Origin of the sequence: Oceanicoccus sp. KOV_DT_Chl, from assembly GCF_900120175.1 — a bacterium.
Lineage (GTDB): Bacteria > Pseudomonadota > Gammaproteobacteria > Pseudomonadales > Dasaniaceae > Oceanicoccus.
In genome coordinates this window covers 20,878-32,698 of sequence record NZ_FQLF01000004.1, presented here as the reverse complement: position 1 = coordinate 32,698, position 11,821 = coordinate 20,878, and the positions used below count along the sequence as shown (strand labels likewise).

The following is an 11,821-nucleotide window of genomic DNA, read 5'->3' as shown; positions in this document are numbered from 1 at the left end:
ACTACGCGCTATAGCGATAATTCGGCAATGGTATTGTGAATGGATTCCGCTTTTTCCAGTAACTGCTGCACATCATCAGCATACAGATTCATCTCGATGATAGTGGGATCAGCACTTAGACTATCCGCTTGATAATTTCTATCGCCCAACGTCACCGCCGCGAACACCTGTGCCGCTTTCACCGTAGCGACGACATCAGCTGAGTGTGAAGGCGCTACTGTTGAATTTATACCTTCAATCGTGTGCCCTACTGCTACGGGCAACTGCCAATGCTTGGCTAACTGCTGACCCACTTCGCTCTGATACTGTTGCATAAATTGAGTCACTAAAGCCTCATCAATCGTTAGCTCATCCTGGTTGGCAATATCGATAACCGTTTGCAATACTACCGGACGGCCAATCTGGCATAACAAACCACACAGAAAGGTTGACTCCACATTCCGGCGACCTTGGCGCGCAATTTCCCTTGCCCATACCGCAGTCGCTAGCGAGTCCTCCCAAATTTGCTTTACCAGTGACTCAAAGCCCTTGGCATCAAATATCTTTGGCCCCATTGTCGCCGCCATCGCAATATCCGACATATTTTGCATACCCAGTCGGGCTATCGCCTGCTGTAATGAGGTCATTTTTGCATTGGGACTATAGGCGGCTGAATTGGCAATGCGCATGACATGCCCCGCCAGCGCCTGATCGCTTTGAATCAATTTGGCTAGAGCGGCGGCATCGGAGTTGACATCGTTTACCAGTGACAGCACCTGGGTGGTGACTTGTGGCAGCATTGGCAGTGCCAGGGCTTTCATACTAATACGCTTCTCTAACTGGGAGCGTATGGCGTCAATTAGTGCTTCAGGCATACCGTTATACTCAGGTTATTATCAATAGGCAGCTTACGAGGGCCACAGAAAAATGTTCTATTCGTATCAACAGTTTAGATCATCTTTCTAATAACTAAAGTGAATTTAGCTACTCGCCAACAATCGTCCCGCAGACGCCCTCCTTAAACGGGATAAAATGTGCAAAATTAGCAAATTTTCACTTGATCCATTACCCGCCAATGATACCCTCTGCTGCAAAATATTGGCCTAAAGCCAAATCATACTAATAACAACTCGAGGATAGGAAATGCCTATAAAAATCATAGTATGCTCAATGTTGCTAATGGTGAGCAGCTGGCTGACTCAGGCCGACATTACCGTGGGTGAAAAATTACCCGAACTGGAAATCAAAAAAAAGGGGGAGCTGATCCTGACAGGTGATGACATCAGCTATGCCGAATGGAGCACTAAAGCACTGCAAAATAAAGTACAGATTCTACAATATTTGGCCGGACGTATGACTGCCAGCAAAGTTAACAAACCCTTTACCGACAAACTAGAAACTCTGGATCTGTCGGCCGACCACCACCACACAACCACCATTATCAACTTGAACGACACATTCTTTGGTACTTCTGGCTTTGTCGCCAGTGAACTGAAAAAGAACAAAATAAAATATCCTTCTACCAGCATAGTTGCTGATAAAAAGGGATCCGGTCAAAAATCTGGGGGCTGAAACCAGAAAGCTCTGCGATCGCTATTATTTCACCGCGAGGTGAAGTGTTATTCTTTAAAGATGGCGCGCTTAGCGAAACTGAAATTGATAGTACGCTGGATCTTATCCAGCAACAAATAGCACAAATCAAGTAGGTAAAACCAGGATAGCAGGGAGTCGCTAGGATGCGACTCCTTATTGAAACAAAAAATGATCAACCGGCCACAGCAACTGCCGCTTGCTGCTCAACGTAACGGCGGAAATTTTTAAACATTCGACGATTAAACCAAGCCATTAATGGACCGAATAGGGTTAATACAATTTTGCTGAACCCTTTTGGCTCCATCGCCATAACCCACACCACTTTGCAACTGCCATTCCCCAAATCTGTCACTTGATAATCTTCAGCAAACGATTCAGTGGAATCCTGACTCATAGCAGTAAAACAAAAGGCCATACGCTTTCCGGGCTCCCAAGCAATAAACTCTTCTTCACCCACTAAACCACCGCTCATATAAACCGTACGGGTAGTCCCTACAGCAAATGGCTTGGGCGATGTCCACTCCACTTTTTGAATCGGGTCGCCCATACAGTCCAGGATTCCGCATCTTCAAATACTGCAAATAATTGTTCAGGGGTGGCCTGAATAATTTCCTCACAGTGATAGCGATGCTTTGCCGATTGCAGAAAATCCAGACCCACTTTTTTACATTGAAACATAGCAATACCTATGGCGATTGTTATTATTGACCAATAGCACACCACAACCATAACACACGTACAAGTTAACAGCTGTTAATACAGGCCAGCATATTACTTCGGCTATCCAGAATTATAATGAGACAGGAGTTAATAGGCCTTGGCTCGAGCTGTGTCAAACGGCCTTAAACAATCTCAGTTTGACGCAAGGGAGCCTGCAAGTGATTGCTAAAGCACTTTGAATGCAGAAAACTACCCCCCTCCTCTATGACTACCGGAATCTTACTCAGCTGCTCTATGGGTAGGTCAAAAAAATCTTGCTCAACCACAACAGCCTCTTGTATATGGGAACAAGCAACCATAAAAATGACCAATACAAGCATTGATGCTCGCATCCATCTATCGCAATACCACACTGTTATTGTTTGGCCTACACGAAAATTGCTGTCCATAGTTTCTTCCTTAAAATAAATCCGGTTAAACTAACGCAATCCACTTAAGCTTCCGTTACACAACGCCTACAAAGCCTGTAATTGACTATGAACTACTTTATCCAAAGCACCAGCAACTTAAAATAACTATTAGCTTCTATTCAAAGCCTGTAATATTTAAAAAAATTATAACCAATACCAATCTTCCCTTAGACCTACTAACCCAGAGCGAGCTCACTGTTGACCACTCTTGAAATCATTTACCAGGACGATTATCTGGTTGCGATCAATAAACCTGGCGGCCTATTAGTTCATCGCAGCATGATTGACCGTCATGAAACCCAATTCGCACTGCAAATATTGCGGGACCAGATAGGCCGTCGCGTTTACCCGGTACACCGCTTGGACAAACCAACATCGGGTGTATTGATATTCGCACTTAACGCTGACATAGCGCGCCTGATATCAATCCAATTTGCGGAGCAAAAAATCAACAAAACCTATCAACTGGTAGTTCGAGGATACTGCCCCCAAGAAGGACGGATTGATCACCCGCTAAAAGAACAATTCGACAAAATAACAGACAAACTTAGCCGCAAAGATAAACCCGCACAAAGCGCGGTGACTTCCTATAAACGACTAGCAACCGTCGAGTTGCCCTTCGCCGTTGACCGCTACCCACAATCCCGTTACTCACTGGTTGAAGCCTATCCCGAGACCGGTAGAAAGCACCAAATTCGACGCCACTTCAAACACATCGCCCACCCCATTATTGGGGACGCCAAACACGGAAAAGGAAACCACAACCGTTTTTTTCAACAGCAGTTTAATTGCCATCGGTTACTATTAGCCTGTACCCGAATAGAACTGCAGCACCCTACAAACAAAAAAATATTGCAACTAAATGCTGATCTGGACGATAGCTTTCGAGACATAGTTAAACTCTTCTAATAGCTCACTGATAAACCGTAAAAAAAAACCGCTTCCCCCTAACAGAGAAACGGTTGCAAAGGTCTAGTGAGACCTAGACGAAATTTTTCAAAAGTACAGGTAGTAAAATCAGCCTAACAGTTATTGGTAATTAGGATCTTTCCATGGTCCAGCGGTTTTTGAGCGCACCGGCTGAATCATCACGGGCGGCTCGCTCAAGGGGTAATCTTCCCCCCAGTTGACCGCATCACCTTGCATTTCTACTCGTGCATTGTCGGTATACCAATCGACTAAATCGCCGTCACAACGCAGGATAAAGGTGAAACCATCTTCATCACCAGCGACGAAATCACCATGACGAATACCTGCGGGGCGGAAAAAGTAGCCGCCACGACGAATCTCGCCATAGTTATAATCAAACTCTCCATCTAACAAATAGGCTTCTTCGAACACTGGATGATGCGCTAAAGGGTGCTCAACCCAACCTGCTTTGGCTTTTATTAATCGTGTATAAAACCCGGTATCGGGATTACGATAAAGCAATTTGATGAACAACCCTGGTACCGGCGTACCGCCACGTTCAAAATTCATAGGACTGCCATTATCTGGATCCACTACGTCATACCATTCCATCGCATTGCTATGTTTAATAGTTAATTCAGCATGCTCTGCTTTATCAGAACCGTGTTGATTACCAGGAGCGAACACCCAATCGCCATACTCTCTGAACAATAAGATCTCAGTGCCGGCCTTCACTTCTATCGCGGGCGTTAACACACCTTTAGGCGCACACCAGTAGTCACCCTCACCCAACATTGTGTCCCCTAGCTTCACTTCACCCTTCAGAATAAACCACTCAGTAACCGCTGCATGCAGACCCGCAGGTCGAGACCAATCGGTAACAAAGTCAACTCGCAAGGAAGCCGATCCATCCTCTTCGTCGTAACTAAGGTTTCGCTGCTTGGCCTCGCCAACGCCGTGAGGCAATTCAGCCAAATGCCAAATCAGGTCTTTTTCATCAATAAATTCCACATGGGGACGCATGGCGCTTTCTCCTAACCGTTGCTGTTTACAATAAGTGTAAGGTAGCCCACTTGCTTGATAGATAAAAATAGATATTATATTCATTAATCATAGACTTTAATCTATGAAATTGAATAACAGGACCTCTTGTGACTACCACCATCGACACCCACCTACTGACCAAGCTAGGCACGCTGCGGCAATTACAGATTTTTATGAGTGTTGCCCAGTGCGGCAGCATTGGGCGTGCCGCAGAACAGCTACACCTCACCCAGCCCAGTGTTTCCATGCAAGTACGCAAACTGAGCGAAGCCATCGGCTTGCCGCTCTACGAAGTGATTGGCCGCAAGCTTAACCTTACCGCCGTTGGCCACGAAGTACTGGCAGCGGGAGAAGAAATTTTTGATGCGGTGAACCGACTCAATCACCGAATTAGTGATATCAAAGGCCTGGATTCAGGAATTTTAAAAATCGCCGTGGTTAGCACTGCCAAGTATTTTCTTTATCACGTACTAGGCCCTTTTTGTGAGCGATATCCCGGCGTTGATGTGGAATTTACGGTGGGGAACCGCAGCGAAATCATTGAGCGGATGCATAAAAATCTTGATGATTTATACATTATTGGCAACCCACCGGATGAATTCGAGCTGATTGAATATCCTTTTTTACCCAACCCGGTCGTGGTAATCGCCAGCAACAAACATCCTCTCGCCGAAGCAGCAACGCTGGATTGGAGTGACTTGGCCGAGCAACGGTTTATATTGCGAGAATTAGGCTCTGATACCCGCCTAAGTATTGAGCAACATCTGGCAAAATATCAATTAAGCATGCCTAAGGCAATGACCATAAAAAGCAATGAAGCGATTAAATACGCCGTCATAGCAAATATGGGGATTTCTATTTTATCCGCTTATATTTTATACGACAGCAAAGATTTGATTCAGCTTCAAGTCACTAACTTTCCCATTATGTCGCAATGGCAAATGGTACATTTACGCGACAAGCGACTCTCTGTGGTAGCAGAAAGGTTTTTACGATTTTTTTTAGAGCAGGGCAACAAATTACTGCCATGCAAAGGATTGAAAAAAATATTCGATCTGCCACAGACTGCAACTGGTAATTGCAGCTGGGCCAATCAAGATTTTGTAGACTACACCTTGAACGCTTTTACCATATCGCGTAACGAGGCACCCAATTGAGCCAGATCGTGGCTGGCAATCGATGTCTGCTCGGTCTGGTCGTTAACACCACGAGACAAATCAGAAACGCGAGTAACATTGCGGCTAATTTCTTCTGCAGTTGCACCCTGCTCTTCAGCCGCAGCAGCGATCTGTATGTTCATATCGTTAATGCTACTGATCATCAACGATATATCATTGAGAATATCTGCAGAACGCGTTACCCGCTCAATACCCGTTTCAGCGCGCTGGTTAGAATTACTTACGGTTGCCACAACTTGATTGGTGCCTTGCTGAAAAGCAGTAATAGTTTGACGAATGGTTTCTGTCGATTCCTGAGTACGCTGCGCCAGCGTTCTAACCTCATCAGCCACTACCGCAAAACCACGACCTGCTCGCCCGCTCTGGCAGCTTCAATCGCTGCGTTTAATGCCAGCAAATTTGTTTGTTCAGCGACATTTTGAATGGCATCCAGTACATGCCCGATATTCTTAGAGTTACTTTCTAACTCTTTAATGGCATTAGCTGCGTCCTGAACCTCATGGGTTAAAGTTTCAATTTCAAGTCTGGCTTCTTGTGCAACCTTTGAACCTTCTAATAATTGCGCATGTACTTCCGATACGCTATCAGCCGCGGCCGAAGCATTACGGGCAATTTCCAAGGCAGTGGAACTCATTTCATTCACTGCCACCGCCGCATGCTCCACTTCGTTAGTTTGCGACTCTGAAGACTGCTTCACCTCCAGCGTAATCATTGACATTTCTTCGGCAGAACTGGCCACCATTAAAGACGCTTCATTTATTTTCCCTATCATTTCATTTAAGGCAGCTAACAAATCATTAAACGAAAAAGCTACCTGTGCAATCTCATCATTTCCTTTTGCATCTAGCCGTACTGTTAAATCTTTATTCTTTATAATCTCGGTAATATCCTGGGTAAACGCTAATAGTGGACGCGTAATGGAAAACGCAACCAATAATACAATTACCGTCACTACAATACCGACGATGCTAATGGATGCCACCAGAAATTGATTATGACTAGTGGTTGCTGCAACAATTTCTTCATGAATGGTTTTTTTCAAACCATCAAATAAGGTTTCTGTTTTATGAATAGTTGCTCTTAACTCACCCAAAGCACCACTGCTCGAGTCTAAACCCTTATTTTTTTCCGCTGCTACCAAGGCGTTAAATTGACGAGCATAACTGCTGATCGACTGATTGACCGCAGCGCTTTCAGCAACAGACAAATTAGCCGACGCGATAGATTTAAAGTTGGCTATTTCAGCATCAAATTTCTCCAGATATTTTAGATCGCCGCGTAACATAAAATCTTTTTCATGGCGCCTTAGCATTAACATTGAAGCCAATACTCTTGGATTATCGGATAGCAGTTCTTCAACTGAGTGTACGGCTGATCTTAAGCCACCATATAAGCCTGATTTTGGATCTAAGCCTATCTCCTGTTGTAACGCAGCAATATTATTAAAACGTTGCTTATACTCTGTTAACAAGCCCCCATACTATCCAGACTCGGCGCCTCGATATCTGCGTCATTCAGCTGAGCACTTAATTTTTTAAGATCGGACAAACCCTCTTCAGCGGTAACATTGAAGGCTTCTACATATTTCAGATCTTTTCGAGCAAGAAAGTCCTTTTCATGTCGACGCAAGGTCAACATATTGACTTTCAAATCACTCAATAAGGTATCGCTTTGCTCAATTTTATGAAGAGTCGATACGCTATTAGCAACAATGACACCGATAATCACCAATGCTACTACCGTGACAGCCGCCAATAAAAACAAGCGGTTCTTGATTGATAAACTCATAGTTACTCCAGCAGGGAAAGACATTTAAGCATTACATGTCCCTAGCTAAAAGCGCTTTATTGAAACGCTACGGAACCAGGATTAGTAAATGAATCTTATAGCCACAGTGTAGCCAAAACACATAATTACACTAGGCCTATGAGTTTATCGGCCAAGCGTTTAATAATTAAAGCTAAAATTCACTATATTTGCTACGAAAAGTAAGAAAGCACCAGCAGCAATAAGGCAATGAGCAAACCTGAGCCTATCAAGGCAACCGCATTTAACTCAATAAAGTCTTTTAATGTTAGCCAAAAGCCCTCACCACTACCGCCACCCTCATCCTCTTCCACATAAGCAGGACCGCCCATCCTGGTGATATCAGCACTTGGCGCTGGTCGTGGCTGAGTAGGCGTCGCTTGTTCTGCGGGGTTGCCTAAAGGTAAGCCTAACGATTTCCGGCTCAATTGCTGGCCCGGAAGCTTCATTTGCAGGGACGGTAACAATAACAACAGTGATATTGTCATGACCACCCGCCACTACTGCAGCCCGGATTAGCGCATTCAGGGCCTCTTCTGGATCTTCAGCAGCAGCCAATAGTTTGGCTATATCATGATCCAGTACCTCATCCACCAAGCCGTCACTGCATAAAATAAGCTGCTGACCCGCAGCCAATCTGCCACGAACACTACCAACGTCCAGACCACCTTCGGCGGCCACACCGACAGCCTGAGTGATTAAATTACGATTGGGGTGATTAATAGCTTCTTCGTAGCTGATTGCACCATTGCTGAGCAAACTTTCTACATAGGAATGATCACGACTGATTTGCTTGAGCTCTGATTCACCATCCCATAAATAGGCGCGACTATCACCGACCCAAGCCACGTGATAATCAAGGCCGCTAAACTTAACAGCTACCGCAGTAGAACCCATGCCGGCCTTGCTTTCATCCGCTGCGGCCGCTGCTGTAACTGCACTGTGCGCTTGGGTGATTGCCGCTACCAGATCCTCACCCTTGGCGGTCGCTCGCTCGATGGTGACTTTGACTAGTTCACTGGCAACTTCGCCACAGGCATATCCGCCCATACCATCAGCAACGACGCCCAAGCCTGAGGCCGTATCGACAGCAAAACAATCTTCGTTATGTTCTCTTTGACCGGGGTGGGTAGCTCCAATAATAGAAATCATATCGCGATTAGATCCGGACTGATTCGGGGTCGCAGCTTGAGGACAAACCATAAGGCATTGTGTATATCTCCATCACATTGTTTATTTACTTTATTTTTATTACACACAAAGTATGGCCGACATTTGGCCTTATCTACCCATTGAGCTTAGCAATAGTCCCTGATTATCGCCACTTCTATTACAGATTAGTGCTAAACTACTGCTGGCCCAAAATAAACGTTACGGGCCATTTTTTTAACTATCTACTTAAGAAGAGAACCATGACTATATTTTATCGAATCATACTTAGTGCAGTACTGGCGGCAGCCGGCACTTTCGCTATTCAATCAATGGTACCAAGCGACAATAGCACTGCCTTTAACCCTATCCTATTCGCAATCATTTTTATCTGTTGCGCACTAACTGGATTAATCAGTTCCAGCCTAAACTCATCAACTAGCACCACTGGCAAAACTAGCCCCAAAGCAAAAAAGCCTAGCGCCGAAGGCCGTGAACAAGGTCAAGTTAAGTGGTTTAATGTGAGCAAGGGCTACGGTTTTGTAACCCGCGCCAATGGCGAAGATATTTTTGTACACTTTCGCTCGATTCGCGGCACTGGCCGCAAAGTATTGCGCGATGGACAAGCCGTAGAATTTACGGTGACTGACGGAGACAAGGGACCTCAAGCCGAGGACGTGGAAGCGGTCGCTTAACCCGGACAAGTTTTCGTTCTATCAATACCAAAACGGCTTAAGCAGATAACAATCGCTTAAGCCGTTTTTTTATACTGCCTTTACTCCAACATCAGTCGCTGCAAGAAACTGCTGAAATACACGGTACAAGCTGTAGCCATCACAACTCCCCGCTAATTCACGGATAGAATGCATCGCGAATGTGGGCACCCCAATATCCAACGTTTTAACCCCTAACTCACTCGCTGTAATCGGACCAATCGTGCTACCACAGCCCAAGTCGGTTCTTACCACAAAGGATTGCACCGGCTCACCTGCAACGTCACACCAATGCTTGAATAAAGACGAGGTATCACTATTGGTGGCATAGCGCTGATTGGCATTCATTTTAATCACCGGGCCTGCATTGAGACGCGGGCCGTGATTACCATCATGCCGATCAGCAAAATTAGGGTGAAGTCCATGAGCATTATCCGCCGATATAATCATCGACTGATCCATCGAGCGCGATAAATCTTTGTCACTCACTAATATCCGCTGTAGCACTGACTTCAGCATAGGACCATTAGCACCGACAGCAGAAGTGCTTCCAACTTCTTCATGATCATTACAAACCAATACTGAATTTTGACTATCATCTGCGATTAACGCCTGCAAACCAATATAGCATGACAGCAAATTATCGAGCCGCGCACTGGCAATAAAATCTTCATTCAAGCCAATCAATGCCGCGGCCTGAGTGTCATAAAAACTCAGTTCGTAATCCAGCACTTGTACCGCCGCACAAACAGGGTGCTCTAACAATAATTGTGCAAGCAACAGCTCTCTAAAATTTACTGGATCCGCAGCATCCAACATCAATAATGGCGGGATATCCGTTTGCGGATTCACCGTGCGGTTTTTATTCGCTTCACGATCAAGATGGATTGCCAAACTTGGAACCGTGGCGATGGGCTTTATAAAATTAATCAAGGCACTGCAAACTGCACCCGACTTGTCCTTGAAGTTGACTCGCCCTGCCAAGGATAAATCCCGATCAAACCAGGGATTTAATAGTGCACCACCATAAACTTCGACCCCCAACTGGAAATACCCTTCACCCTGCAATTCCGGTTGCGGCTTGACCTTAAGACACGGGCTATCAGTGTGCGCACCTATCATTCTAAAACCGGATGATACGGGATCTTTATCACTAACATTGAACGCAACAATGGAAGAACCATTACGTACCACATAATAACGCCCTGCGCCCAACTGCCATTCATCGGCTTCACGCAACGCCGTAAACCCAGCAACATCCAAGCGCTGAGTTATTTGCTCAACCGCGTGAAAAGGCGTACAGGACGCCGTTAAAAACGCCAGTAAATCATCATTAAACTCTTTGATATCCATCATTCTCTCTTATCGAATTGACTAATATTACTTTCGGAAATGCTCTAAACGCGCCAATAAACTAGAGGTATCCCAGCGACCACCACCCAAAGATTGCACTTCACTATAAAATTGATCGACCAAACTGGTCACGGGTAAGTGACTGCCATTACGGCGTGCTTCTTCTAACACATAAGCTAAATCTTTACGCATCCAGTCTACGGCAAAACCATGATCATATTGACCGTTAATCATTGTTTGGTGGCGATTATTCATTTGCCAGGACTGCGCCGCACCTTGGCTGATGACTTCAACCACCGCTGCTACATCTAAATCTGCCGCCTGCGCAAAATGCAAACCTTCCGCCAACCCTTGAACCAATCCGGCGATACATATTTGATTAACCATTTTAGCTAACTGTCCGGCGCCAGTATCGCCTAGCCATTTGATGGTCCCAGCGTAAGCTGCAACCACACCCGTAACTTGTCGATAAATATCATCACGGCCACCGCACATGACTGTTAGCTGACCATTTATAGCCCCGGCTTGACCACCAGAAACAGGCGCATCTATAAAACCATTACCATGTGCCGCTAATAAACCTGCCACTTCACGAGCGACTTCTGCAGAGGTAGTGGTGTGATCTACCACAATCGCCGCTGGCGCAAGCCCTCTCAACACGCCATCTTCACCCAGCATCACCGCGCGTAAGTCATCATCATTACCTACACAACTAAATACCATGGTGGCATTAGCTGCTGCCTGCGCCGGTGTCGTCGCCCACTGACCACCATATTCTTCTGCCCATTGGCGGGCTTTATCGGTATTGCGGTTGAAAACCGTGACCTCATGCCCTGCTTTTTGCAAATGCCCTGCCATCGGGTAACCCATTACCCCGAGACCAATAAAGGCTAATGCTTTTGATTCAGACATTGTGTCAACCCCTCTTCAAAGCAAATAAATTACTTTAGTAAATACAGATAATAAA

11 protein-coding genes and 3 pseudogenes are annotated in these 11,821 nt (G+C 45.5%); 4 read left to right on the top strand and 10 right to left on the bottom strand.

The window, feature by feature from the left end:
• Positions 1 to 8: 8 nt before the first annotated feature.
• Positions 9 to 854: an HDOD domain-containing protein gene (locus UNITIG_RS15630; protein ID WP_101759332.1), complete on the bottom strand. Its 846-nt coding sequence runs from the start codon at positions 852 to 854 to the stop codon at positions 9 to 11.
• A 268-nt stretch (positions 855 to 1,122) separates the two neighbouring features.
• Between UNITIG_RS15630 and UNITIG_RS15625 the strand changes: the two are divergent.
• Positions 1,123 to 1,685: pseudogene (locus UNITIG_RS15625) on the top strand (YtfJ family protein).
• Between the two features lie 59 nt (positions 1,686 to 1,744).
• On the opposite strand, the gene UNITIG_RS15615 reads toward UNITIG_RS15625, so the two are convergent.
• On the bottom strand, positions 1,745 to 2,119 hold the full coding sequence (locus UNITIG_RS15615) for an SRPBCC family protein (RefSeq protein ID WP_101759329.1): 375 nt from the start codon (positions 2,117 to 2,119) through the stop codon (positions 1,745 to 1,747).
• A gap of 295 nt (positions 2,120 to 2,414) precedes the next feature.
• The gene (locus tag UNITIG_RS15610; RefSeq protein ID WP_101759328.1) at positions 2,415 to 2,681 is read right to left on the bottom strand and encodes a hypothetical protein; all 267 of its coding nucleotides are present in this window, start codon (positions 2,679 to 2,681) and stop codon (positions 2,415 to 2,417) included.
• A 219-nt stretch (positions 2,682 to 2,900) separates the two neighbouring features.
• Here UNITIG_RS15610 and truC point away from each other — a divergent pair, with 219 nt between their 5' ends.
• On the top strand, positions 2,901 to 3,611 hold the full coding sequence (gene truC / locus UNITIG_RS15605; protein ID WP_369809208.1) for a tRNA pseudouridine(65) synthase TruC: 711 nt from the start codon (positions 2,901 to 2,903) through the stop codon (positions 3,609 to 3,611).
• 120 nt (positions 3,612 to 3,731) lie between these two features.
• Here truC and UNITIG_RS15600 read toward each other — a convergent pair whose 3' ends face one another.
• Positions 3,732 to 4,634 carry a DUF4437 domain-containing protein gene (locus tag UNITIG_RS15600; protein WP_101759326.1) on the bottom strand — a complete coding sequence of 301 codons (903 nt, stop codon included), beginning with the start codon at positions 4,632 to 4,634 and terminating at the stop codon, positions 3,732 to 3,734.
• A gap of 128 nt (positions 4,635 to 4,762) precedes the next feature.
• On the opposite strand from UNITIG_RS15600, the gene UNITIG_RS15595 reads away from it, so the two are divergent.
• Positions 4,763 to 5,812 carry a LysR family transcriptional regulator gene (locus UNITIG_RS15595; RefSeq protein ID WP_101759325.1) on the top strand — a complete coding sequence of 350 codons (1,050 nt, stop codon included), beginning with the start codon at positions 4,763 to 4,765 and terminating at the stop codon, positions 5,810 to 5,812.
• Here the strand turns inward: UNITIG_RS15595 and UNITIG_RS24495 are convergent.
• The 4 genes and pseudogenes from UNITIG_RS24495 to UNITIG_RS15575 all read right to left on the bottom strand — a co-directional run bounded on the left by UNITIG_RS24495 (position 5,764) and on the right by UNITIG_RS15575 (position 8,791).
• Positions 5,764 to 7,118: pseudogene (locus UNITIG_RS24495) on the bottom strand (methyl-accepting chemotaxis protein). The gene UNITIG_RS15595 and the pseudogene UNITIG_RS24495 overlap by 49 nt on opposite strands.
• Positions 7,119 to 7,297: 179 nt before the next feature.
• A complete protein-coding gene (locus UNITIG_RS15580; protein ID WP_101759322.1) occupies positions 7,298 to 7,621 on the bottom strand; it encodes a hypothetical protein in 324 nt (107 codons plus the stop codon).
• Between the two features lie 191 nt (positions 7,622 to 7,812).
• Positions 7,813 to 7,971 (bottom strand): hypothetical protein, encoded by a 159-nt coding sequence (locus tag UNITIG_RS23130; RefSeq protein ID WP_159931176.1) that lies wholly within the window; start codon positions 7,969 to 7,971, stop codon positions 7,813 to 7,815.
• 10 nt (positions 7,972 to 7,981) lie between these two features.
• On the bottom strand, positions 7,982 to 8,791 hold the full coding sequence (locus UNITIG_RS15575; RefSeq protein ID WP_159931175.1) for a PP2C family serine/threonine-protein phosphatase: 810 nt from the start codon (positions 8,789 to 8,791) through the stop codon (positions 7,982 to 7,984).
• 488 nt (positions 8,792 to 9,279) lie between these two features.
• Here UNITIG_RS15575 and UNITIG_RS24490 point away from each other — a divergent pair.
• Positions 9,280 to 9,483: pseudogene (locus tag UNITIG_RS24490) on the top strand (cold-shock protein); the annotation flags it as partial.
• Between the two features lie 69 nt (positions 9,484 to 9,552).
• Here UNITIG_RS24490 and UNITIG_RS15565 read toward each other — a convergent pair.
• Positions 9,553 to 10,854 carry a M18 family aminopeptidase gene (locus UNITIG_RS15565; RefSeq protein ID WP_101759319.1) on the bottom strand — a complete coding sequence of 434 codons (1,302 nt, stop codon included), beginning with the start codon at positions 10,852 to 10,854 and terminating at the stop codon, positions 9,553 to 9,555.
• Between the two features lie 27 nt (positions 10,855 to 10,881).
• Positions 10,882 to 11,766, bottom strand: coding sequence for an NAD(P)-dependent oxidoreductase (locus tag UNITIG_RS15560; RefSeq protein ID WP_101759318.1), 885 nt, complete (start codon positions 11,764 to 11,766; stop codon positions 10,882 to 10,884).
• Positions 11,767 to 11,821: the final 55 nt, after the last annotated feature.

What these genes read in the sequence shown, in the direction of transcription:
- UNITIG_RS15630 (WP_101759332.1), bottom strand. Translation starts at nt 854, where the DNA reads ATGCCTGAAGCACTAATTGACGCCATACGCTCCCAGTTAGAGAAGCGT.
- UNITIG_RS15615 (WP_101759329.1), bottom strand. Translation starts at nt 2,119, where the DNA reads ATGGGCGACCCGATTCAAAAAGTGGAGTGGACATCGCCCAAGCCATTT.
- UNITIG_RS15610 (WP_101759328.1), bottom strand. Translation starts at nt 2,681, where the DNA reads ATGGACAGCAATTTTCGTGTAGGCCAAACAATAACAGTGTGGTATTGC.
- UNITIG_RS15600 (WP_101759326.1), bottom strand. Translation starts at nt 4,634, where the DNA reads ATGCGTCCCCATGTGGAATTTATTGATGAAAAAGACCTGATTTGGCAT.
- UNITIG_RS15580 (WP_101759322.1), bottom strand. Translation starts at nt 7,621, where the DNA reads ATGAGTTTATCAATCAAGAACCGCTTGTTTTTATTGGCGGCTGTCACG.
- UNITIG_RS23130 (WP_159931176.1), bottom strand. Translation starts at nt 7,971, where the DNA reads ATGGGCGGTCCTGCTTATGTGGAAGAGGATGAGGGTGGCGGTAGTGGT.
- UNITIG_RS15575 (WP_159931175.1), bottom strand. Translation starts at nt 8,791, where the DNA reads ATGATTTCTATTATTGGAGCTACCCACCCCGGTCAAAGAGAACATAAC.
- UNITIG_RS15565 (WP_101759319.1), bottom strand. Translation starts at nt 10,854, where the DNA reads ATGGATATCAAAGAGTTTAATGATGATTTACTGGCGTTTTTAACGGCG.
- UNITIG_RS15560 (WP_101759318.1), bottom strand. Translation starts at nt 11,766, where the DNA reads ATGTCTGAATCAAAAGCATTAGCCTTTATTGGTCTCGGGGTAATGGGT.